Below are 23230 nucleotides of genomic sequence, written 5' to 3'. Positions count from 1 at the left end.
ACAGGCGAGTTGGGGTTGAAACTATTGTATCAAGTCCGGTCTTTTTAAGGCTTGCCTTTTCCGCTGATTTTGGCGGAGCTGCGGATTCAACCTGTTTTCTGCCGTAAGTGATGGCTTCCCAATCTGTTGCCGGTTCAGTCGCAAAGGCACTGGTTCATGTCCAGCGCGGGATTGTCCGGAATGGAATCGTTGACGATAACGGCGGGTACGCCCGCTACCGTGGTATGGGGGGGGACATTTTCCAGAACGACGGAGCTGGCTGCGATTTTGGCGCAGGCGCCAATGGTGACGCGCCCCAGTATTTTAGCCCCCGCGCCGATAAGAACTCCGGATTCCACGATGGGATGGCGGTCCCCTTCTTCCTTGCCCGTGCCGCCCAGCGTGACTTCATGCAGGATGGAGACGTTGTCCCGGATGATGGCGGTTTCCCCTACCACGAAACTGGTGGCGTGGTCCAGCAGGATGCCGCAGCCGATGGTGGCCGCCGGATGGATGTCCACCGCAAATACTTCACTGGCCAAGCTCTGGAACTGAAGGGCCATGATTGTCCGGTCATGCTGCCACAGCCAGTGGGAGATGCGGTACGTGGTGATGGCGTGGAATCCCTTGTAAAAAAGCAGGGGTTCCAGCGGCGTACGGCAGGCGGGATCCCGGTCCACGATGGCAATCAGGTCCTGGGCGATTTGGCTGAGGATGTTCTGGTCTTCCGTCAATGCTTCCCGGATAAGGGGCTCAATCAGCTCCCGCGGCATGTCACGGCGGGAGAGCTTGCGGGCCAGCCGCGCCGAGATGGAAGTGGCCAGGGAATTGCGGGACAGGCAGACGTCATCCAGAATACCGCGCATGGCGGGTTCTTCCGCCGCTGCGCTGCGGGCGCATTCCTCCACCCATTCCCATACTCCGTTAATGACGCATTCGCAGTTGGTGCACTGCCGGAGTTTTAAGCGTTTATGGCTGGTCATGGCGGAAAGGGTTAACGAGGCAAAAGAAAGCCTTTCCATAAATACCAGAATACGGCGGGTTTGAGAATCGGAAAGTATGTTCTATGCCCTTCCGTGTGCTGTCTGCCGCCGTCAACCGAAGATGACATGCACGATGTTCATGCACCAGGCGTCCACGGACCAAGGGCCGGGGCCTGTCAGGAACAGGGCGAAAGCGGAGCCCGCATAAAGCAGGTGGAATTCTACGCCTTCCCCGGCTTTTTTGCCGGACCAGTTGGAAAAGTAGCCGTTTTTGACGTGTTTGGTTATGGCTACGGCCATGAGGATGATAACGCTGAGAGCCGCTATTCTGGTGAATACGCCCAGTATCAGGCAGATAGGGGCGAAAAATTCCGTCAGCATGGCCACCTTGGCCAGAAAGGGGGGAATGCCCATTTTTTCCGTGAAGGCCCGGTAGGTGCCCTCCCAGCCCGCGCCCCCGAACCAGCCCAGCACTTTCTGGGTCCCGTGTGGCCACAGGATAAAAGCCAGCGTCAGCCGGAGAACCAGCAGGCCCCATGCCGCTGCAATAATGGTAATGGAATCAATGGTGTCCATGAATTTGAAGTGATTGAAGAAAAGACCCTTCTATTTCATGGGGCGTTCATTTCCGGGTACGGAAAAGGCCGGAAAAGGAGGTCATTGCCTCCCCTTCCGGCCCGGGAAATCAGCATGGCAGTCCGTTACCGGGGAATGGAGTGGTAGAGCTGTTCCAGCGCCAGCACGCAGTAGGAGGTCACCAGGACGGGGTCCGCCTCCCACCAGCGGTTGTTGGTGTTCACCCAGGAACCGTCGCTCTTCTGGATGGAAATGAGCTTGTTGGCCAGTTCATCCCGCCAGTCCACCTTGCGGCCGTTTTCCAGCGTCAGGGTATCTATTCCCATGGCGCTGAGCGCCTTGGACATAGCCTGATAGTAGTAGTAAAGCCCCTGGACGCCCATGCCGGGGTTTTCGTCCAGGCTGTAGCTGTTTTCCAGCCACTTGAGGGCCAGCTTGACGCGGGGGTCGTTTTTATCCACATTGGCGTAAATAAGGGACTGCATGCCCGCATACGTCATGCTGCCGTAAGCTTTGGGGGGCTCCGCTTTGTCAAAGGCGGCGCTTTTTTTGTCCCTGGCGCTGGAGACGCCGGGACGGTACACGAAGCCGCCGAGCTGGGATTTGTCATTGGAAACCCAGGGTTCCTTGTTTACGGCAGGGTTTTGCTGGCAACGGTTGATGAATTCCGTGGCGGCGTTCCAGTCCAGATCCGGCTGTTCACCGTACTTGCCGTCTTTGGCGAGTTTCTGGGAGTAGTAAATGGCTTCCAGCGCCAGGGAGGTATTGGAGAGGTCTGCAATGGGAGGAGCCTGCTTGTCTCCATAGCCGATGCCGCCGTTATAAGGGTTGTCCGGGGCAAAGTGGTTCTGCTGCTTGATGAGGTAGGCGCGGCCCTTGAGAATGGCGGGGGCATATTCCTCCTTGTTGGCGGCCAGCAGGGCCATCATGCACACGGCAGTATTGTAGGAGGACATGCCGCGGTTGAAAATGGAGCCGTCTTCCTTCTGGGATTTCAGGATGAAGTCATACCCCTTCCGGATGTATTCCGGGACGGGTTTCCCCTGGTTGGCGGGGTCCCGCATGTAGGCGGTGACCGCCAGGGCTGTCAGGGCAGGGTAGGACGGCTGGGCCCAGTAACCTTCCGGATTTTGTTTGCTTTTCAGGTATTCGTTCCCTTTTTCAATGGCACGCAGAATTTCCTGGCTAATGGAGGCGTATTTGGCGGCTGCCGCTTCTCCGGGAATGGCCGTCAGGGTGGTCTGCCCGAAGGAGGCTGTGCCCAGTGCGGCGGCCAGCGTTAGTGAAAGTACGGATTTGAACATAGGATGCTATTGCTTGGGTTGAACCGGTTTCTGGGAAATGGTGACAGTGACGTTTGTGCCCAGAGGCAGGTTTTTTTGGGGGTTGACGATCCAGCCTGTATCGTTGACGCCGTCATGGAAGTCTCCGATGTAATTGATGGGGGAGGTGCGGCTGGCGAAGATGGAGATTACTTCTCCGCTCAGGCTGGCCTGGTAGGCGCCTTCGTAAAAGAAGGAATTGGTGTAAAGCCAGTCGCTGGGATTCAGTCCCTTCCGCGTTTGTGAATTCACGACGATGTCGGAAAAATCGCTCTTCTGTTCCCTGCCGTTTTCCGTATAGGTCATGACAATCTGCACGTAGGAGTCTGCGTAGTCCTCCGGCTTGGGTTCCGTGAAGGGAAGCCATTCAAAATTTTCATCCCGCACCGGGAAGAATTTTTCAAAGCGGTGGAATTTGAGCAGCGTCATTCCCAGGCTGATGTGCAGGGGATCCGCCTCCGTCACCAACAGGGATTCATGCAGCTTGCCGTTGGGCATGCAGCAGACGTATTCCAGAATTCCTTCCTTCATGTTGACTTGAGCCTGAAAACTGACGGTGCGCTCCTTATGGTTGACAATCACATTGCCGATTTTGATGCGGTGCTCATCCAGGGGTTCAAATTTGGGAACCGTTTTCCCGTCCGGAAGAGGGACTTCCCGCGTGGCTTCCTCGGCAGCGGGGGCATTGGTATCTTCCTCCGGGCCGGAGATGTCCTGTGCGCAGGAAAAGCCCCAGGTGCAGGCAAGCAGGGCGATGGTAAATTTCAGGAACATGTTTATGAAAACAAGATTGTGGAAACGGAAGCTTCTGTTCAATGAAAAAGGCATCCGTGATTGATTTGTTACTTTTGAATCACGGATGCCTGGAAAGAATGGGAAAGGGAGGGTTTAAACCAGTTTCAGCCTGGCAAGGTCCTGGAGGTCAATGATGCCCACGGGGGCCATTTCCGCGTTGAGCACCACCAGATCGTCAATGTGGCGGTTGCTCACGGCTTTCGCCGCTTCAGCGGCCAGGTCGTCTTCCATGACATAAATGGGATTGCGGGTCATGAACCCGCTGACGGGCTGTTCTCCGATGAGAGGGTTCGCCCCGTATGCCCGGACAAAGTCTCCGTGGGTGAAGATGCCGGCCAGCTTGCGGTCCTCCGTCAGCAGGACGCAGGCACCGGCGTGGGCTGTGGTCATCGCCTTCAGGCAGTCGTTCACGGAGGCGGTTTCCGGAAGCATGGCCATTTCTTCTCCACGGCGCATGATATCGCTCACCCGGGTGAGCAGGGCACGCCCCAGCGAACCGCCGGGGTGGCGTTTGGCGAAGTCCCGCGCGGTGAAGTGGCGCGCTTCCACCAGGGCCATGGCGAGGGCGTCTCCCATGACCAGCATGGCCGTGGTGCTGGAAGTAGGGGCCAGGTTCAGCGGGCAGGCTTCCCGGGAAACGCCTGTGTCCAGAACGATATCCGAGTATTTGGCCAGGGATGAGCCCGTGTTGCCCGTCATGGAAATGATGGGCAGTTCAAAACGCTTGATGAAGGGGAGCAGGGTCAGCAGCTCCGAAGTTTCTCCGGAGAAAGACATGGCAATGCAGACGTCCCCGTCCTGGACGATGCCCAGATCCCCGTGCAGGGCGTTCAGGGAATCCAGCAAAACGGTGGGCGTTCCCGTAGAGTTCAGGGTAGCGACGATCTTGGCCCCGATGTTGCCGGATTTGCCTACGCCTACAATGACGATCTTGTTGCCGCGGTCCAGAGCCTGGGACATGAGGTCCACAGCCTTGTTGAAATTGTCGTCCAGCCGGGACAGGACGCCGCGCAGCTCTTCAATCTCCATTTCAAAAACGGATTTGGCGCGTGTTAAATGATTCATACCTGCCGGAAATGATGCCAGATGCCGCCGTCGCCGTCAATTTTTCATTGCGGCTCCGCACCCCTCGTTAGTCCGGCATCTGCACGCGGGATTAGGCGCCAGAGGGATGGTGGTGAAGCGCATGCGCCGCGTGTCCGCAGAGAGCATGGCGCCCACCAGCGGAGAGGGAATGCCCGCAAGATATTTCAGGGCTTCCATGGCCTGGATGCAGCCGATGATGCCCGCATGCGCACCCAGAATGCCTGCGGCGGAGGCGGTGTCTTTTTCCTGCATGGGCGTATCTGCCGGGAAGAGGCAGCGGTAACAGGCGGTTCCCTGATGGGGGGCGAAAACGGCCACCTGCCCGATAAAGCCCTTCACGGCGCCGTACACCAGCGGAATGCGCAGGGTGCAGGCGGCATCCGCCATGGCGAAGCGTGCCGCGTAATTGTCTGAAGCGTCCAGAACCAGGTCGCACCCTTCCAGCAGGGAAACGGCATTTTCCGGCGTAAGGCGCCTGTGGACCGTGTTGATGCGTACGGAGGGGTTCAGGGCGTACAGGCGTCTGGCGGCGCTGGCGGTTTTAGCCGTTCCCGCCGCATCCGTGGCATGCAGGATTTGCCGCTGGAGGTTGGAAAGACACACCTCGTCCGGGTCAATCAGGGTCAGGCGCCCCACGCCTGCGGCAGCAAGATAAAGGGCCGCCGGGGAGCCAAGCCCCCCGAGGCCCGTCAGGGCGACATGCGCCCGTTTGAGTTTGTATTGGCCCTGTTCTCCCAGTTCCGGAAGGGAAAGATGCCTGGCGTACCGTTCGGTTTCTTCCTGGGTGAGGGTCATTGTTGTCACTGGGATTAACGGCGGGCGGAATTGCCGCTGAATGCATACAGGAGCAGCGTCCACCCGGAGAAGATCAGTTCCACTGCGATCAGAGTACCTACGAACCAGGCCGTGGATTCAGGCCAGCCGAAGATGACCATGAGGCCCAGGATCAGCGTGATGATCACGTTGAACAGCCGCCACCCGCTGGCAGGCAGGGAACGGGTTTGAAGCCAGATGGCTCCCTGAAATACGGCGGCAATAACCAGGCCCCACCCGATGATGAGCGTGGTGATAGCCAGGGAAATATTGGGGTCCCGGAACAGAAACCAGCCGGCGATGCCGTACAGGATGGCCGTCACCAGGTTCCACCCACGGGAGGAAGGGACGGTGAAGACCTGGATCAGCCGGACGACGGCCAGAACCATCAGCATGATGCCGATTACCCAAATGAAGCTGGCTCCGACGATCCAGGGAGAGGCCAGGGCGATGAAGCCAAGAAATAGCTCGATGACGCCAAGGATTCCCATCCACCATGAGTTGCCGGATACCGCGGAGCTGCTGACTTGAGGTTGAGTTGTCATATGGCGGTATGACCGGGCCCGCAACGGAAACGTTGAAGAATGACGATTTTATTTGCCGGCGGCTGCCTTCGGGGAAGAATTCTTCGGTTCCATGGTCTTCAGCAATTCCGGAGTGACGTTAATCAGCACAGGGCCGCTTTTGGGTTGCGCCTGGGGGGGGACGAAGTAGGAAAAAGCCCTGGCGGGCAGGTGGCCCGGGATTTCCGGCATGATGTACACTTCCACGAGTACGGCGCCTTTTTTGCCGTTCGGGCTGTCGGAAAAGTTCAGTGTGAGTGAGTTGGTCCCGTCCCTCAGTCCTCCGGAAATGACTTCCGCCAGGCGGGTGTTGTCAAATTCATGCAGGGAAATATTGTTTACGTTCGCCTGGACGGTGCGGCCGGGACAGTCCACCAGAATTTTTGCGATGTATTTGGGCGGCGGGCAGACAGGCGGCACGGCGGGAATTTTCCCAAGGGGCTGGAACCCGTCCTGCTCCATCAGCACGGAGGCGTCTCCGCGTTTGAGGCGTTCTTTGACGGCGGGCAGGCGGGTGAGGTTGAAAAAGCGCGCCTGGTCATATTTCCATTTGCCGTTTTCATGAGTGAACAGCAGCACCAGGGCGTTCGAATCCGTGGGTTCCTGGCCCAGCCCCAGATCCACCTTGCCGTAGTAGGTGGCTGCGGCCGTGGGGCCGTTTACGACGGAACCTACGTACATCAGCGGAGCGAGCGCAGGAGGTGCCATGGGCTGCCGGAACAGGGAAGCGGGAAAGGGGCGTTTTTCCGAGACGGCCAGATTGCGCACTTTCACCTGGCGGTAGGCGGAGGTTGTGGATCTCCAGCCGTCATAATTGCCGCGCAGCAGATGCAGACGCCATGTATTATAAGCCACGTCCAGGTCGTCTCTCAGTTTGGCGTCTCCGGGGCGGGGGGCTGCGGAAGCGGGAGAAAGAAGGGCTGCGGCGCAGCAGGCCAGGGAGAAAATGGAACGGAAAGTCATTACACGATTATTTAGACATCAAACTTGCGCGGAGTGCAACACAATTGCATCATGAAGCCGTTCTTATGGAATTGTTCACGGAAGCCGATCATTTGGCGGAAGCCCGGTACAGGAAACTGTTGCGGGAACAGCCCGGCTTTGTGTGGAGGCGGTTTTCAGACGGAGAGGAGCTGATGGCGTATGTCTTTTTTCCCCCCGGCCACCGGGCGGAAGCCGCCGCTCCTTCCGTGCTCTTTTTCCACGGCGGCATGTGGGTGGGCAAGAGCCTGGGGGATTTTGTGCCGTGGGCGCTCCATCTTGCCCAGCAGGGTATTGCAGGCATTATACCCATGTTCCGCACACGCGGCGATTATGAAGTGGAGCCGATGGACATTCTGGAAGAGGGCAGGGAAGCCTGGGCCTGGCTGCATGGGAACGCCGCTCTGCTGGGGCTGGACCCGGCCCGCATTACTGTGGCGGGAAGTGATGCCGGAGGGCTGATGGCTCTGCATGTGGCCCTTCCGGATCATCCCGCCCGCTGGTCCCTGTTCCGCAAAAAGGCTCCCCTTCCTCCCGGCCCCGCCGCCGTGGCCCTGTTCCGAGGCGTGTGCGACCTGACGGCGCAATCCGCTTTTAAGCTGGGCGGCATGATGCCTCCGGACCAGAGGGATGCCGTCAACCCCCTGCGGCGCGTGCAGAGGGGGCTGCCTCCCCTGTTTGCGAGTCATGGAGGAAGGGACAGGCTTCTGCCGTGGCGCAACAGCGAGAGGCTGGCGGAGCTGTGGAGAAAAAAGAAGAACCGTTCCCGATTTGAACTTCTGGACGTGGCGGACCACACATTTTACCATTTCAATGTGAATGCCGCCTATTTTGAACAACTGCTCAATAGCTGGAGCGCGTTTATGGTGGAGCAGGGAATTTGGGAATATAACGAAGGAATGGACACCGGGCTGCTGGGGTGACCTTGGCCTGATATCCGGGAAGGTTCCCGGAAGGCGTTGCATGCAAAAAGGCTGTTTCCTATCTGCCTCCCAGCATGTTTTCCCGGATTTCCCGCATGTCCCGGCGGAAGGCGTCCTGCGTCTGCGGCGTAGGCGGCTGGATATCCCATTCCTTCATTTTCCGTCGCACCTTGAGAAAGAGTTCCTGCTCGTCGGCGCCGTATTTTTTACAGACGGCAGAGAGAGTCAGTTCCAGTCCCGTGAAGCGGCCTTTGAGAAAGAAAGGCAGGTCGTGCTGCCAGGCGCGCCGGAAGTCTTCCGGGCATCCTTCTGTTCTGATGGAGGCGAACAGTTCCCTGACCTGGCTTTCCCGGATGCCCGCAGTATCCATGCAGATGGCGGTTTCCATGTACGCCAGCGTGAATTCCAGCATAACCCGTTCAATGGACTGTCTGGCCCGGGCCAGCTGGCCCGGGGTGAGGCCCATGATCTGGGCGCGCAGGGCGGCCAGGGCTTCCAGGATAGCCTTGGGGTCTCCGCATGTGCGCGGATCCATGCGTGGAATTTGTTCATCTTCGTCGTAAAGGGGAATGGGCGGATGCACCCGAGGGTTGATTTTGAACAGTTTGCCCTGGAGCCTTTCCCTGAGGTCTTTCAGCCTGACGCCGTACTTGCGCAGGACGGGAGCCGCGTAATTGCGGCCCGGCCTGGCCGTTTGCCGCAGCCATGCTTCCTGAAAGTCCGCGGGGCATTGCTGAAGGCCCGCCGCCAGCATGGCATTCCGGAAATCCTCCGCCTTGGGCGTTTTATTGGCATAGGCGTGGGTCCATTCCATTTCCAGCATCCAGATGGCGGTAAGCCCCAGGAATTGTTCAATTGCCTGCCTTGGGGCCTCGGGCTTCGGCGCGGGAATGGCAGTCGGAGCTGCGTCGGAAGCCATGGAATGCCGGCAGAGCGGAAGCAACAGAGAGAAAGCAAGGAGGGGATGAAGCGGGTTCATGGGAGACGAAGTAGGAAAAATGAGAGGAAATGTCCGGAGTTATTCCGCTGTTACAGTGATGTCCAGGGGGTGGTCGGAGACGGGAAATTGCAATTCATAAAACCCGTTCCCCAGATTCCTGACGGGGGTGTTTCCCGCTTTGACCGGGCCTTTTCCCCGCCAGATGACGACAGGCCCGGATTCCTTCACGCGGAAGCGGAGGCCGTTCTCCCTGTACCCCGGAGCGGAAACCAGGGCGCAGGGAGAGAGAAATTTGTCCCTCCTTCCGATGACGGCCCAACCTTGGACGATAGGGGCCATGATGAACAGGCGGTCCTTGAATCCCGTCAGCTCTACATCCAGATCCGGCTGTGCCGGAGTCAGCGCGCGGCCTCCCTCTGCGGAATAGGCGGCGATGCCCTCCGCCGGGAGAGAGGCGTAGGCTTCCGCCGCATTGCCATTCAGCAGAGCCGCCGCGTTTTTATAATCCTCCAGGGAAATTTTCCCCCGTACCGGTTCCGCCGGGGAAGGATGTTTGAGGTTGTACACCACCACGGCGGCGCTTTGACCGGGTAAAGGGGCGATTACCCGGTACAGGCGGTTCTCGTTCAGAGCATCCGGAAAGACGGAATCAGGCAGGGGCACGGCGGGAGCCAGCGGGCGCAGCAGAAGACCGTCCGACCAGACGAGAGGCATGATGTTTTCCGGATTAAGTTTGTCTGCCGGGTCTGAAAGATAGACAGGGCCGCCTGAGACGGCTTTGGATACGGCCATGAGGCGGGCGCAGGCGGGATCCGTGGAATGGAACATGTCATGGTCCGGCCACACGGTCTGTCCCAGCCAGAGGGTATTGGCGTAGGACTGGAGGATGTGGGATTTGGCCATGGCTTCATCTCCCAGCTTGTAGTCGATGCTGCACCGGGTGACCGCGCTGTAACGCGTGTTCTGAATGTTGACGGTACCCTGCGCCATGCAGTTGACCAGGCTGAGCCCTGTTTTCAGGCAGGCCTGTTCCAGGGCTTCCGAGCACTTGGTATTGTGGCGGACCGGGTTGTCCAGCCCGTCCGCATGCTTCAGGTATTCCGCCTGCACATCAATTTTCACGAAGTCGAATCCGGTGTCTTTGACGGATTGCAGGAAGGGGGTATAAAACGCTCCGGCTCCTCCGGAGCCGTCACCGGGGAGGATTTTCCCTTTGGCGGTACGGACCAGACCGCGGGCAGTCTCGTCATCCAGACGGTGCCTGGGGTGGATGCCGTTCCAGAGGCCGTAATAGCAGTGCCACAGGCCCATCCATTTCAATTTGGGGCTTTTGTGTTTCATCAGGGGCTGCCAGCCCCGGGGGAATTGATCCTGCCGGGGCTGGAAACTGACCAGCTGAAGCCTTTCCTGGGTCTGGAATCCGTCGTCCACCAGCATCCACCGGACGGGGACGGGGGATGCCTCCAGTTTTCTGGCCGTTTCTTCAAGCAGCTTGGAGGAAATATTCTTTTTATACTGTTCCCAGCTGCACCAGCCGAGGTACTTGAACGGTTCCGGATAAATTTTCTTTTCCCGGGGCAAGGTTCTGCCCTTGATGAAAGGGAGGGAAAGGGCCTTGTCCCATACGGCGGAACAGGCGCGGTAAATATCTTTGTCCGTGGCGGTGACGGCCAGGACGGCCTGCGGTTTGGCGGGGGAAGTTCCCAGCGAACCGGCTTCCACAAGGAATGTTCCGTCCCTTTCAAGTTTCAGCCACGCGAGGGAATCAGGGGCGGCGACGGGGAGCACGGCCATGAAATTGCCGTCTTTGAGGTGGAACAGGGCGAACATGGCATGGTCCCCCGGTTTGGCGGTGCTGGGATTCGGCTTGCTGTCCAGCAGGTTGCCGGGGGCCGTCCTTCCGAACCAGGGCAGAACCCGGTTGCCGTCTCCGGGCCAGCGGCCGCGGTCCGCTGAAAACCAGCAAAAGGCCTGGTAGGGAGGAAGCGGAAGCCGGCACGCCTTTTCGCCCGGTACAGGTAAAATGGCGGTTGTCCGGGGCTGGGCGGCGCCAGTCCATATGTTCAGGGCCGCCAGAACAAGGGCTGGGAACATGAATGCTTTCATGGAATGATCATGGGGTTAGGAAATGGGGCAGGGGAACCGGAAGACAATCATGGAAGGAACGTGCTTGGCCTCTTTCCGGAAAGGGTGGCAGAGCTTTTCCCTGAAACGAGCAAAAAATGATGTTTCCGCTTTATTTCTCCTTTTAGGGCTTTGGGGGAAAGAGATAATGTTGGCTGGCCGTTTCACAGGGGAGTATCCGTTTTTTCGGGGAGCACCGGCAACCATGGCCGGGGTATCCGCCGCCTGGTCATTTGACCGCTTTTTTGATGAAAGGCAGTCGCCGCCTGTCAAGGAAGAGCAAGGCCAGCCATTGCAGCAGCAGAAGGGACACGGCAAGGAAGACGGGCTGGAACGGGGGGAAGAGGTCTGCCATGCCGCTGAAGATGCGACGGTTAAGTTCATGCACATTGAGCAGGGAGTGGATGAGGTAGGCGGCCAGGGCGTTTATGCCGATAACGCGGAGGGGAAATGCCCATTGGGCCCATTTCCCTTCGTTCCACACATCAACGGCCAGATGAAACAGGGAAAGAAACGTCAGGGAAATGCCGGCGGCGGCCAGGACGAAGGTCCCTGTCCACATGCTTTTAATGATGGGGTAGGTGCCGTCCAGCATCCTGGCGGTGCAGAAAAGGAGAAGGCCCGCTCCTGCCATTGCCGTGCAGAGGCGCACGGGGGGGAGCCGGCTTTCTTTCAAAAACTTTCCCGCTATCCATCCTCCCATGCACAGGGCGGAGGCGGAAACGACGCAGAGCGGGCCTTCCGGGTCAAAAACTCCCCCATGCAGACGGCCGGGGAGCCAGTGCCTGTCCACCCATGAGTTGACGGAGCCGTCCGGCGTAAAATTGCCGCAGGTGAACTGAAGCAGGGTAATGAGGACCAGGATGAATCCCGCTGCTGAGGCAACCGCCCCCGTCCGGCGGCACAGCAGGATGCAGGTTCCTGCAATAGCGCAGGAAAAACCGATCAGTCCCAGAACGGAGGCGTAACGCATGCTTTCCGTCCAGGTAAGCGTTCCGTTGACCAGAAGGCCCAGAAAAGCCAGGCCGAAAGCCCGTTTCCAGAGATGGAAGAGTCCGGGGGCGATGGAGGTGCCGGTGTATTTCGCCAGGGAGAAGGACATGGAGGCGCCCGATATGAATACAAAGACGGGAAATACCAGATCGTACAGGTGTAATCCTTCCCAACGGGCATGGGTCATCTGGCGCGCGGCTTCTTGCAGGAAGCCGTTTTCCGGATTTCTGGAGGCCAGAAGCAGAATCAGGGCGTCCAGCCCTAGGATAATGAGCATGTCCAGCCCGCGCAGGGCGTCCAGGGAGTGCAGGCGGGGAGAACGGGTGGGAACGGAAGAAGCGGCATTCATGACGGCAGAGAGAAAGAACGGAAACAGATACGGGCATAAACGGGCGTCTTTATCAGGATTACTCCAAACATGCCGGAACGGAGGGGAATCGTGCTTGATTTCCACGGGGGAAGAGGGTAAAGCAGGCCGCATGCCGCACGCCGCTCTCCCGTTTCTTCTTTTCCTGTGTGTTTCCCTGCTGCTGGCTGCCTGTTCCTCCACGCCCAGGACGCCTCATGGAAAGCCGTTGATGAAGGACGGCAGATATGCTTCTTCCTATGAAGCTTTTGTTGCGGATCCCCAGTACCGCTTCACGCGCGATATCTGGTATCATGACGAGCGTATCCGCCAGGCGGGGACGCGGAACAGCAAAATCGTCATTCATCTGAAGGATCAGCGCGGCGTGTTGTTGGTTGATGGCAAGCCGGCTATGAACTTTCCCGTTTGCACGGGCAAATCCGCCCATAAAACGCCGCGCGGCAAGTTTTCCATCATCCAAAAAGATGCGGATTACCGTTCCCGGTCTTACGGCAGCGTGTTTGATGCAAGCGGTTTGTGCGTGAATTCGGATGCTACCTCTTCTTCCCGCGTGCCTCCCGGCGGTAAATTCATCGGCGCCAAAATGCCTCTTTGGATGCGCATTCACGGCGGGATAGGGCTGCATGTGGGCACCGTGTTCCGGGACGCCAATTCCCACGGGTGCATCCGGGTTCCGGTGGAGGCATGCCGCATTCTGTTTGACAAATGCGGCCTGGGAACAACCGTCATCGTTCAGGAATAAGCGTGAGCGTGAATAATCGTTGATTCCTTGCGGTATATTTGCCACAATCCTGCAAGCTGATGAAAATAAAGGTTCTGATACGTTCCCTGGTATTGTTGGCCGGTTTGGCCGCGTGGACGGCGGATACAGCCTGGGGCCAGGCTTCCACGCGCCGCCCGTCTTCCCGGGGGGGAGCGGTCGCTGGCCGGGCTGCGGTGGAACAGCGCGGAGAGGATGACGCCGTGGAAACGGTTGACCTGGGGGACAAAAAGAAGGATTCCGACACGGCTTCCGGCGAACAGGAAGGCGTGGCCGCCGCTCCGGAGATGCCCAGGGAAACGGAAAAGGAGCAGAATGGCTTGGATTCCCTGTCCCTGATTCCTTCCCTTGGCGGAGGTCGGCTGGACGCTGCGCGGGAAGCGCACACCAGCACGCGGCCTTCCGCCAGGACCATGGCTCTGCTGATTCCCGCTCCGCGCGGCCCCATCCTGGACCGCAACGGGGAACCGCTGGCCGTGACTTCCGTAGCCTACCAGCTGGCTTTGCGGTTTGAAATTTTTGAAAACCCCGACCGTTCCCGCGTGGTGGAATTCGGGCGCAACTGTTTGGAACAGGCCAAAAAAATTGCCGGAAAGGCGTGGTCTTTTTCCGACGAACAGCTCTGGAAACATTATGAGCACCGCCGCTGGCTGCCTCTTCCGCTCACGAACGTCATTCGTGCGGAGGAAGCGGAAAAGCTGAAGGATAAGGTGAAAAGTGTGCGCGGCCTCCAGCTGCTGCCCATTTACATCCGTTCCTATCCGGAGAAGGAAATCGCCGGCCATATCATCGGCTATGTGGGGTCCAAGGGAAAACTGCCAACCGGCCCCATCAACCACATGGATCCGCTTTGGGAGCAGGTGGAAGGCCGTGCGGGGCTGGAAAAGGAATTCAACAAAAATCTGACCGGAACGCCCGGCGTATGGCGCTTGATGTTTGACGAAGACGGCAATAAAATTCTGGATGAACTGCAAATACGCCCCAAGCCCGGCGGGGCTGTCGTCACCACCCTCAACCTGAAATGGCAGAAGGATGCGGAACGCATCCTTTCCCGCGGCAAGAGGCGCGGCGCCATGGTGGTGCTGGACTGCGTGACGGGTGAAGTTCTGGTGATGGCGTCCACGCCGTCCTATGACCCGAACATGTTCATTCCAAACATATCCCAGAAAGATTACGATGCTTTGCGCAATGATCCTGCCGGTCCTCTGGGCGCCCGTGCTTTCCAGGGCCGTTATCCCCCCGCTTCCACATTTAAAGTCCTGACGGTAGCCAGTGCCTTGAGGAACAACAAAATCACGGAAAATACGCTCGTTTACTGCCCGGCTTCCGTGACGATCGGCAACCACGTGTTCAAAAACTGGAGCAAGACTCCCCTGGGGGATATCAACTGTGTCCGCGCCCTGGCGATGTCCAATAATCCGTTCATGTACCAGATGGGCCTGAAGCTGGGTGCGGAAGCCCTGATGGATACGGCCCGCGCCTTCGGCCTGGGGGAACGGACCGGCCTGCCCATTCCGGACGATCCCGGCCTGGTGCCGACCAGTGATTATATGATCCGCAATTACAAGCGCGATTTCATGTCCGGGGATGCCGCCAATTTGTCCATCGGCCAGGGGACGTTGCTGGTTACGCCCCTCCAGGTGGCGCACATGATGTCCGGCGTGGCAAACGGGTATCTGCCCAGGCTCCAGCTCATCAAGCAGATTCAGGACGGCAACGCCAATGTCGTTTACGCGCCCAAGCCCCAGGAAGTTCAACGTCCTCTGCCTGCCTATGAGCGTGCTCTGTCCAGCGTGCGCAAGGGGATGAGGGAAGTGGTTGAAGCCGGTACGGGGGGGCGTGCACGCCTGTCTTATGCCAGTATCGCCGGCAAATCCGGAACGGCCCAATGGGGGCCGGAACGGGAAGACAAGCGTCTGGCGTGGTTCGCCGGTTTCATGCCCTGCGACAATCCGCGCTTTGCCTATGTGGTGCTGTATGAAGGCCGCGCCCACGAACGGCTGGGCGGGGGGGCTGCCGCCGCTCCCATCGTAAAGGAATTTTTCGAAACGGAGAAAAAAGACATCAAGGCTATTATTGACCCGCCCAAAGATGACATCCCGGTGGCGGAACCGGTGGAGGAGACCCCGGAAACGGCCGCGGCCGCTCTTCGGGAACGGAGCGGAGCGCCTGCCGTCGTGCCGGACAACCTGCCGCCCGGCTTGTATGATCCGGAAGGGATGGAGCCGATCAAGGCTGATGAAATCCCTGCCGATCTGGATGACTCTTCCGATGCTGAAATCAAGGCAACTCCGGTGGGCGGCTCCTCAAGGCCTGCCGGGCCGTCGGCGCCTCCGTTGTCGGAGGAGCCTTCTGCGGCCCCCCTCACGCCGCGCCGGGGTGATTCCGATTACATCCCCGGACTGCCCCAGCAGATTCCCCGCCATCTTAACCGTTCCACCTCCGTAAACACTCCTGCGCCGCAGTCTCCCCTGCCGGAGGATGATATTCCCATGGCGGAACCTCTTTAATCCGGTTCTTAGAGAAAGCCGGAGAGTTTTTGCGGTTTCCGGAACGGCTTTTTCCCGGACAATATTGGCGGGGGAAAAAGGAAAATCTGGCGGATACGGGGATAGCTGGCGGCGCTTAAAAGGTTTTTCACGCAGCAACGTCATGCACGCCCTGAGTGCGTTAATGTTTTGCATTGTGCTTGCGTCGTGCGGGGAAACGCCTGTATAATGGGAAAGATGCGCCGATAGGGGCTGTTGCCGCAAGGAAGCAGCGCGCTTGCCGGATGGCATCATGACCCCATGTTTAAAGATAATGAAAAAGCATTATTTCTACTCCATACCCTGTTTTGTGCTGACCTGCGCTCTTGCCGCCTGCTCTGACGATCATCAATCATCTTCCGCCAAGGCCGGGCAGGATGCAGCCGGCTTGACTCCCGCCGCCTCTCTTGATCCTTTGGCTTCCGTGGCTCCCGACCTGGTGGCGAAGCGTGCCGAACGGCTCGGAATAGCCGCTCTCTTTCCCAAGGAAATGGGGATGATGGCGGGTGTTTACGATATTCCCGGCATCATGAAGAGCGTTCAGAATTTGAACATGGTGAAAACCTGGAGTTCCTGCTCCTCCGGGGAGGAGGCCGATGAATCCATAGCCATTCCGGGAGAAGACGCTTCCGAACCCGTGCAGCGGAAATGTTCTTTCAGCAGCCCTGTCATTGACGCGATGATCGGCTTGGGTCCCGAATGGGCTCCGTGGCTGGATAGCGCGCAGTCCTCTTTTACCAAGATGGGCCTGAACCAGATGAAGGAAATTTTGTCCGTTTACAAGCTTTTCCAGGGGGTAAAGGATGGAAATGAGGATGCCGATGGTGCGGGGGCGGAGGTCATGGGCGGCCAGGGGGCCGAGATGATTGTGCAGTGGGCTGAGCTGATGGATTTACGCCCTTCCCAGGCTGCGACGGCGCCTGTGATGATTGCCGCCAAACTGACGCCGGAAGCCCAGGCCCAGGCCAAAGCTTTCCTGAAGGACGCCAATCTCCAGGAGGATATGGAGCTGCATGGAATGGTTTCCCTGTATGAAAAGACCTACAATGGCCTGGCCTGCAAGGTAGCGGAAGTGGACTGCAAAAAAGTGCGTGCGAAGCTGGAAGAAATGCTGGATGAGGCGAAAGACCGGATGGAGATTTCCCGGGAAAATATGGACCGTCTTAAGGCGGCGCTCGTTCGTCTGGATGAATCCAGGCTGTATGTGGCCGTCTCTTTTGTGGATGATACCCTGGTAGGCTTTATAACCACCAATCCTGAAAAACAGGTCCGTATCGCCTCTTCACCCCAGGAATCCATGCTGTCCCGTCCTGATTTCTCCATGGCGGATGCACGGTTCCAGTATCCGGCTTATGGGCTGCTGTTCGCAGACAAAGCTTCCGTCAAAGGGGTTATTAACATGGATTTGGCCTATTACAAGGGCATGCTCACCGGGTTGAAGGATGTGATGCAGACGATAGGCGCCGATTGGAAAATTGCCGATCTGGCTCCTTCCATGACGGCGCTGGATTCCATCAAGGCCAGCATGCTTGGCATGTATGAAAAGCTGGCCCGGAATGCTACGGCCGTTTCCTACTTCTCGTGGCAGGATCAGGGGGTGCATGTGGAAGCATGCACATATCCGCTGGAATTCTACAAGTTGGACGCTCCTTCCGCCATGAGTGCCGTGCGTCCTGGCGCGTCCACGGTGCTGTATTCCTCCTGCACGGTCAATCCGCAGATGATGGATATGGGTTGTTCCCTGTGCGGTAATATTGCCCAGATTGTATGGGACTACGGCAATGCCTATATTTCCAATCCGAAGCATGATGTGAGCGATCAGGTGCGCATGGCCGCCCCTATGATCCAGATGGCCAGGCCTACCATTGAGGAGCTCTGGAAGGCTTATAAAACTGCTCTTTCCGGCCTTACGGGTTCAGGCGTGTTCATTATGGACATGCAGGGCGCTCCCAGTCCCATGCTCAAGAATGTGCCGGCGCCGCGTTTCTCCGCTGCATATGAAGTGAAAAACCGCGCCGCCCTGGGAGAAGCCTGGCAGAAAGTGGCTAATGCCGCCAAAACCGTCGTCACTCTGGCCAGCCAGGGTAAAATGGCGGAGTTGCCCGCTCCCCAGTCTTCTGTGGACGGGGATATCACTACCTACGATTACCAGTGTCCTTTGGGCGCCGATCTGAACCCGGTGGTAAGCATTTCCGATACCCGCTGGGCGGTCAGTATGCCGAAGGCCTTCGGTATGGAAGTCCTCAGGGAATCCGTGAAATCTCCGGTACAGGGAGCCCCTCTCGAATTTCAGCTTAACCTGGTTCCGGTCCGTGACGCCCTGAAGAGCGCGGCGGAAAGCAGCAGGGAGCTTCGGAATGCTGTGGAAACCCTCGATGTAATCACTTCCGATGTTACGGGAATTCATGCCACGGGGCGCAAGGCCGCGGACGGCAGAGACGTGTACCACATCCATATTATTTCCGCCGCCAAGTAACGGCCCTTCAGTTCTGCCTGCAGGCTTCCGGGATGGATTCCCGGAAGCTTTTTTGTTGATGGAGAAAAGATTTTGTTGATGTTGTAACGGGCATCCAGGTTTCTTTCAAGATTATGTACAAATGTATATAATTTGTGTGCGTGCCGAGTTTTGGGCTTGCCAAAATAAAGAGGAGAGTCCACAATCAAAACCGTCAAATAAAGGGAATGGATTCCTTTTTCCAGTATTTACAGGAGTTGGCACGAGTAATGGTAAAAGACAGACAATGAGCAGATTTTTCCAGTTCCTGTGGTTGGCGGCATTGACCGTGTCCGGCGTTATGGGCGGCAGCGCCTGTGCGGCGGAGGAAGGAGCGGAGCACGGATTGGAACAGGCCGCTCCCCATTTGTTTTCCATACCTCTGCCCGGAGGCATTGAGCTCCCGGTGTCCAACTCGATGCTGATGCTTTTTCTGGCGGTTCTTTTGATAGGGGTGGTCGTATGGTCCGCCACCCGCTCCATGCGCATCCTGCCTTCCCGTTTACAGAATGCGGTGGAATACTTTTTTGAAACTCTGTACAACTTTGTCCAGTCCCTTCTGGGTCCGCGCCTGACGCGCAAGTACTTCTGGTACTTCGGAACTATTTTCACCATTATTCTGGTCAGCAATTACATGGGGCTTCTTCCCGGGGTGGGAACCATCACCTATCATGGGGTGCCGCTGTTCCGCGGCGCGAATGCGGACATGAACGTGACGATGTTCCTGGGTATTTTTTATGCGCTGATGTGGCTTTACTGGTCTATCCGGGAGCAGGGGCTGAAAGGCTTCTTTATTCACCTGTTCGGCCCCAAGGGGAGACTGCCGGGGTTCATGGGATTCGTGCTGGTGTTCATCTTCATTTTTGTGGGACTGGTGGATGTCCTGAGCATCACGATTCGCCCCATTGCGCTGGCCGCTCGTCTTTACGGCAATATTTACGCCGGGGAAACGATTATTGACACCATGGCCCATATGTTCGGGCCCGTACTCAGCTCCCTGTGCGTACTGCCGTTTCTGGCGATCGAACTGCTGGTGGGGTTCATCCAGGCCCTGGTTTTCCTGCTTCTGACGGCGATTTTCCTGAAACTTCAGGTGGGGGACGATAACGCCCACGGCCATGCTTCCAAAAATGAGGAGAAGGAACTTCCCGTGCCGGACCGCCTGCCGCCTGGAAAAACCTCATAAACCGTACCGCCAGCTTTCCGTTCCGGACCATGGGCAACCTGTGGGGGAACGTTCAACAAAAAACATAAACCATACCAATAACATGATTGATCCTATCGCAATGACCTCCCTGGCCGAACTGTCCGGCAACGTAGGTTTCGGCCTCGTCACCATCGGCGCCGGCCTCGGCATTGGCCTCATTGGCGCGAAAGCCGCGGAAGCCACCGGACGCAACCCCGGAGCTTCCTCCCCCATTATGGTGATTGCCATCACGCTGGCGGCCCTGATTGAAGGCGTGGCCCTGATCTCCATCTTTGTGAAATAAAACGGAAGTTTCGCCCCCGGAGGGAGCTTCTCCGCTCCGGGGCGGTGCGCCCGTTCCCTGCCGGTTTCGGAAAATTTCCGGCATGTTCAAACCGCTCATCTTATGCTGAATCTCATAGCTGACCAAGCCTGGAATCCTTTTGCTCCCTTTGGGGTAACGAGTTGGGAACCTTTTGTTGCCAACCTGATCGCTTTCATTCTGATGGTGGTGATCCTGCGTTATCTGGCGTTCAAACCCATCCAGAATGTTCTGGAAAAAAGGCGCCAGCGTATTGAAGAAGGAGAGGAAATGCGTGAGGAAAGTGAGCGGCAGCTGGCTTCCGTAAAGGAACAGACGCATGAAATGCTGGTGGAAGCAGGGGAAAAGGGACAGGAGAAAATAGACGCCGCCAAGGCTGCCGCCGCCCGCCTGTTGGAAGAACAGGAAGCGGAAGCCTCCCGGAAGGCTGAGGAAATCATAAAAAAGGCCCGCCAGCTTGCGGAACTGGAACAGCAGAAAGAGCGTGAAGCGTTAAAAGAACAATTTGGCCAGCTGGTGGCCCTGGCGGCGGCCCAGGTTACCGGAAAAATGCTGACGGAAGAAGACCAGCGGAGAATCAACCGGGAAGCGATCGACAGCCTAGATTCCTGAAATATTTATGAAGATCGGAAAGGACACGCAAAATGCCGCCCGCAGGCTGTTCCGGCTCTGTATGGACGGGAATGCCGTGGCGGAGGACCGCGTGCGTCTGATCGCCCGGAAAATTGCGGAACGCAAGCCCCGCAATTATGCCGCTCTGCTGAAGGCTTTTTCCGGCATGGTGGGATATGCGGTGAAAAGCCGTACAGCCACTATTCAAAGCGCCGTGCCCCTCACGGAAGAGGAGCGTTCCCTGATTCAGGCCAAACTGGAGGCCAGATATGGCGGCGTCCTCTACTACCGCTGGGAGGTGGAACCGTCTCTGCTGGCGGGTGTCCGCATCCAGGTAGGGGACGACGTGAAGGACGGTTCCGTGCGTTCCAGAATCGACCGTCTGGCTGCGATGGCCCGCACCCTTTCCAATTAACCAACGAATTTTTCCCATGAGCAACATACTTCAAGAACTCGAAGCAGAAATAAAAAAAGCCACGGCTTCCGTCAGTCAGGAAAACGTGGGCGTCATTCGTTCCGTGGGGGACGGCGTCGCCAAGATCGAAGGGCTGAGCGGCGTCATGCTCAATGAAATGATAGAGTTCCCCGGCGGGGTGATGGGGCTGGCGATGAACCTAGAAGAACATGAGGTTGGCGCCGTGATTCTGGGGGATGATTCCAAGTTGAAGGAAGGGGATCTGGTCAAGTGTTCCGGACGCCTTCTTTCCGTGCCCGTGGGCCGCTCCCTGCTGGGCCGGGTGGTGAACACGCTGGGAGAACCTATTGACGGCAAAGGGCCGATTGAGGCGGAAGCGTATTACCCGGTGGAAAAAATCGCCTCCGGCATCATCTCCCGCCAATCCGTTTCCGTGCCCGTCCAGACCGGCATCCTTCCCATTGACGCCATGATTCCCATTGGCCGCGGCCAGCGCGAACTCATCATCGGGGACCGTGCCACCGGGAAGACCGCCATTGCCATGGATACCATGATTGCCCAGGCGGAACAGAACCGTCTGGCGGAGGAAGGCAAGCTTCCTGATCACCAGCCTCTCTACAATATTTACGTGGCTATCGGCCAGAAGCGCGCCAACATCAGCCGCCTGGTGGCGAAACTGGAGGAAACGGGAGCCATGAAATATTCCATCGTCGTGGCGGCTTCCGCCTCCGATCCTGCCGCCATGCTGTACCTGGCGCCCTACGCCGGCTGTGCGATGGGGGAATACTTTATGGACAAGGGGGAAGACGCCCTTATCGTTTATGACGACCTTTCCAAGCATGCCGTGGCCTACCGCCAGATTTCCCTGATTCTGCGCCGCCCCTCCGGCCGCGAGGCGTACCCGGGGGACGTATTCTACCTGCACAGCCGCCTGCTGGAACGCGCCGCGCGCATCAACAAGGAACACGGCGGCGGTTCCCTGACGGCTCTTCCCATTATTGAAACGCAGGCAGGCGACGTTTCCGCCTACATTCCCACGAACGTCATTTCCATCACGGACGGCCAGATATTCCTGGAAACGGACCTGTTTTACCAGGGGGTGCGCCCAGCCATCAACGTGGGTATTTCCGTCTCCCGTGTGGGTTCCTCCGCCCAGACGAAAATTATCAAGAAGCTGGCCGGCTCCATTAAGCTGGATCTGGCCCAATTTACGGAATTGCAGGCGTTCGCCCAGTTCGGGTCTGATCTGGACCCCAGCACGAAGGCCAAGCTGGCCCGCGGCCAGCGCATCGTGGAGCTCTTTAAGCAGAACCAGTATGAGCCCAAATCCCTGGGTCTGGAGGCCGCTGACTTGTATGCCATGCAAAAAGGGTACTTTGACGACGTTCCGGTGGACAGGATCAAGGAATGCCAGAATGCGTGGGAAGCGGTGATGCAGGATCAGCATCCGGATCTGCTGGAAAGCATTCTGAAGAAAAAAGACCTGACGCCGGAAATAGACGCAGGGCTTAAAGCCGCTATCGAATCCTTCAAGCTCAGCTGGAACTAACGATTACGGGAGTACTGACACATGGGCAATCTGAGAGACATCAGACGCCGGATCAAGTCCGTCAAAAACACGTCCCAGATCACCAGGGCGATGCAGATGGTGGCTTCCGCCAAAATGCGCCGCGCTCAGGACCAGGCCGTCAAGGGACGCCCCTATATCCGCGCCCTGGCGGAAGTGCTCTACCATCTCCAGGATGAAATTGACACCAGCAACAGCCCTCTGATGCAAACCCACGGCGGCGCGGATCTGGTGCTGCTGGTGAATACGGATCGCGGCCTTTGCGGCGGGCTGAACGCCAACCTGATCAAAATGGTCCGGGAACAGGCCCCGGAAAACGCCCATTACATCACCATCGGCCGCAAGCTGAATGCTGCGCTCGCCAAATTGAATGAACGGTTGGAGGCCACCTGGAGCCTGACGGATCCCCTGTCCCTGCTGGAACTAAAGCCGGTATTTGATTTCATCGTGCAAAAGTTCAAGGCGGAGGAATATGGGCGCGTTTTCGTGGCTTTCTCCGGTTTTGTGAACACAATGGTCCAGAAGCCTGTCTTTCGCCAGCTTCTTCCCATTGAGCCGGAACCCCTGATGAACATGGCGAAAGCCGGAGGCTCTTCCCTGGACGGAGCAGATGCCCATAAGCAATTCCTGCTGGAACCCAGCCCCGCTGCTCTGCTGGATACCATCCTGCCTCTTTACGTTTTCCACGGACTGGTTCAGATTGTGCTGGAGGCCCGGGCATCCGAACACTCCGCCCGCATGGTCGCCATGAAGGGAGCCACGGAAAACGCCAAAAACATCATCGGCGGCCTCACCCTGGACTACAACAAGGCGCGCCAGACGCAAATCACCAACGAACTTCTGGAAATTACCACGGCTATGCGCGCTATGGAATAACATGGTTCCGCTTTCTTTACCCGCT

21 protein-coding genes are annotated in these 23230 nt (G+C 57.9%); 10 read left to right on the top strand and 11 right to left on the bottom strand.

The annotated features are described in order from the left end of the window. Nucleotides 1-134: 134 nt before the first annotated feature. The 8 genes from cysE to AMUC_RS02850 form a co-directional block, all read right to left on the bottom strand. Nucleotides 135-962, bottom strand: a complete 828-nt coding sequence (gene cysE / locus AMUC_RS02885; RefSeq protein ID WP_042447624.1) for a serine O-acetyltransferase — start codon at nucleotides 960-962, stop codon at nucleotides 135-137. A gap of 111 nt (nucleotides 963-1073) precedes the next feature. Continuing rightward, on the bottom strand, nucleotides 1074-1538 hold the full coding sequence (locus AMUC_RS02880; RefSeq protein WP_012419579.1) for a DoxX family protein: 465 nt from the start codon (nucleotides 1536-1538) through the stop codon (nucleotides 1074-1076). Between the two features lie 125 nt (nucleotides 1539-1663). After that, on the bottom strand, nucleotides 1664-2842 hold the full coding sequence (locus AMUC_RS02875; protein WP_012419578.1) for a prenyltransferase/squalene oxidase repeat-containing protein: 1179 nt from the start codon (nucleotides 2840-2842) through the stop codon (nucleotides 1664-1666). 6 nt (nucleotides 2843-2848) lie between these two features. Next, on the bottom strand, nucleotides 2849-3634 hold the full coding sequence (locus AMUC_RS02870) for a YdjY domain-containing protein (RefSeq protein WP_012419577.1): 786 nt from the start codon (nucleotides 3632-3634) through the stop codon (nucleotides 2849-2851). Nucleotides 3635-3748: 114 nt separating this feature from the next. Further along, nucleotides 3749-4720 carry a KpsF/GutQ family sugar-phosphate isomerase gene (locus AMUC_RS02865; protein ID WP_012419576.1) on the bottom strand — a complete coding sequence of 324 codons (972 nt, stop codon included), beginning with the start codon at nucleotides 4718-4720 and terminating at the stop codon, nucleotides 3749-3751. A 36-nt stretch (nucleotides 4721-4756) separates the two neighbouring features. Continuing rightward, nucleotides 4757-5536 (bottom strand): HesA/MoeB/ThiF family protein, encoded by a 780-nt coding sequence (locus AMUC_RS02860; RefSeq protein ID WP_012419575.1) that lies wholly within the window; start codon nucleotides 5534-5536, stop codon nucleotides 4757-4759. A 14-nt stretch (nucleotides 5537-5550) separates the two neighbouring features. After that, nucleotides 5551-6099: an HdeD family acid-resistance protein gene (locus AMUC_RS02855; RefSeq protein WP_012419574.1), complete on the bottom strand. Its 549-nt coding sequence runs from the start codon at nucleotides 6097-6099 to the stop codon at nucleotides 5551-5553. 48 nt (nucleotides 6100-6147) lie between these two features. Beyond that, complete coding sequence (locus AMUC_RS02850; RefSeq protein ID WP_012419573.1) at nucleotides 6148-7080, bottom strand: hypothetical protein; 933 nt, start codon at nucleotides 7078-7080, stop codon at nucleotides 6148-6150. 65 nt (nucleotides 7081-7145) lie between these two features. Here AMUC_RS02850 and AMUC_RS02845 point away from each other — a divergent pair, with 65 nt between their 5' ends. Further along, nucleotides 7146-8021: an alpha/beta hydrolase gene (locus AMUC_RS02845; RefSeq protein WP_012419572.1), complete on the top strand. Its 876-nt coding sequence runs from the start codon at nucleotides 7146-7148 to the stop codon at nucleotides 8019-8021. A 58-nt stretch (nucleotides 8022-8079) separates the two neighbouring features. On the opposite strand, the gene AMUC_RS02840 is transcribed toward AMUC_RS02845, so the two are convergent. From AMUC_RS02840 to AMUC_RS12305, 3 genes are all read right to left on the bottom strand, one after another. Continuing rightward, nucleotides 8080-8940 (bottom strand): hypothetical protein, encoded by an 861-nt coding sequence (locus AMUC_RS02840; protein WP_143245903.1) that lies wholly within the window; start codon nucleotides 8938-8940, stop codon nucleotides 8080-8082. Nucleotides 8941-9039: 99 nt separating this feature from the next. Next, nucleotides 9040-11067, bottom strand: coding sequence for a Sip1-related alpha-galactosidase (locus AMUC_RS02835; RefSeq protein ID WP_012419570.1), 2028 nt, complete (start codon nucleotides 11065-11067; stop codon nucleotides 9040-9042). Nucleotides 11068-11314: 247 nt separating this feature from the next. Next, entirely contained in the window at nucleotides 11315-12427 is a 1113-nt protein-coding gene (locus tag AMUC_RS12305) for a hypothetical protein (RefSeq protein ID WP_012419569.1), read from the bottom strand. A gap of 130 nt (nucleotides 12428-12557) precedes the next feature. On the opposite strand from AMUC_RS12305, the gene AMUC_RS12490 reads away from it, so the two are divergent. From AMUC_RS12490 to atpG, 9 genes are all read left to right on the top strand, one after another. Further along, a complete protein-coding gene (locus AMUC_RS12490; RefSeq protein ID WP_012419568.1) occupies nucleotides 12558-13187 on the top strand; it encodes a L,D-transpeptidase in 630 nt (209 codons plus the stop codon). Between the two features lie 59 nt (nucleotides 13188-13246). After that, entirely contained in the window at nucleotides 13247-15715 is a 2469-nt protein-coding gene (locus tag AMUC_RS02815) for a penicillin-binding transpeptidase domain-containing protein (protein ID WP_012419567.1), read from the top strand. A gap of 292 nt (nucleotides 15716-16007) precedes the next feature. Beyond that, nucleotides 16008-18209, top strand: a complete 2202-nt coding sequence (locus tag AMUC_RS02810; RefSeq protein WP_012419566.1) for a hypothetical protein — start codon at nucleotides 16008-16010, stop codon at nucleotides 18207-18209. 265 nt (nucleotides 18210-18474) lie between these two features. After that, nucleotides 18475-19413 carry a F0F1 ATP synthase subunit A gene (locus AMUC_RS02805; protein WP_012419565.1) on the top strand — a complete coding sequence of 313 codons (939 nt, stop codon included), beginning with the start codon at nucleotides 18475-18477 and terminating at the stop codon, nucleotides 19411-19413. An 82-nt stretch (nucleotides 19414-19495) separates the two neighbouring features. Beyond that, the gene (locus AMUC_RS02800; protein ID WP_031930305.1) at nucleotides 19496-19717 is read left to right on the top strand and encodes an ATPase; all 222 of its coding nucleotides are present in this window, start codon (nucleotides 19496-19498) and stop codon (nucleotides 19715-19717) included. Between the two features lie 102 nt (nucleotides 19718-19819). Next, nucleotides 19820-20347 (top strand): F0F1 ATP synthase subunit B, encoded by a 528-nt coding sequence (locus AMUC_RS02795; RefSeq protein ID WP_012419563.1) that lies wholly within the window; start codon nucleotides 19820-19822, stop codon nucleotides 20345-20347. Nucleotides 20348-20354: 7 nt separating this feature from the next. Then, complete coding sequence (locus tag AMUC_RS02790) at nucleotides 20355-20762, top strand: F0F1 ATP synthase subunit delta (RefSeq protein ID WP_012419562.1); 408 nt, start codon at nucleotides 20355-20357, stop codon at nucleotides 20760-20762. A 16-nt stretch (nucleotides 20763-20778) separates the two neighbouring features. After that, nucleotides 20779-22311 carry a F0F1 ATP synthase subunit alpha gene (gene atpA / locus AMUC_RS02785; RefSeq protein ID WP_012419561.1) on the top strand — a complete coding sequence of 511 codons (1533 nt, stop codon included), beginning with the start codon at nucleotides 20779-20781 and terminating at the stop codon, nucleotides 22309-22311. 21 nt (nucleotides 22312-22332) lie between these two features. Beyond that, nucleotides 22333-23205, top strand: a complete 873-nt coding sequence (gene atpG / locus AMUC_RS02780; protein WP_012419560.1) for an ATP synthase F1 subunit gamma — start codon at nucleotides 22333-22335, stop codon at nucleotides 23203-23205. The last annotated feature ends 25 nt before the right edge of the window (nucleotides 23206-23230 follow it).

The sequence above is a fragment of the Akkermansia muciniphila ATCC BAA-835 genome, assembly GCF_000020225.1.
Lineage (GTDB): Bacteria > Verrucomicrobiota > Verrucomicrobiia > Verrucomicrobiales > Akkermansiaceae > Akkermansia > Akkermansia muciniphila.
This window is presented reverse-complemented; position numbering and strand designations above follow the sequence as displayed.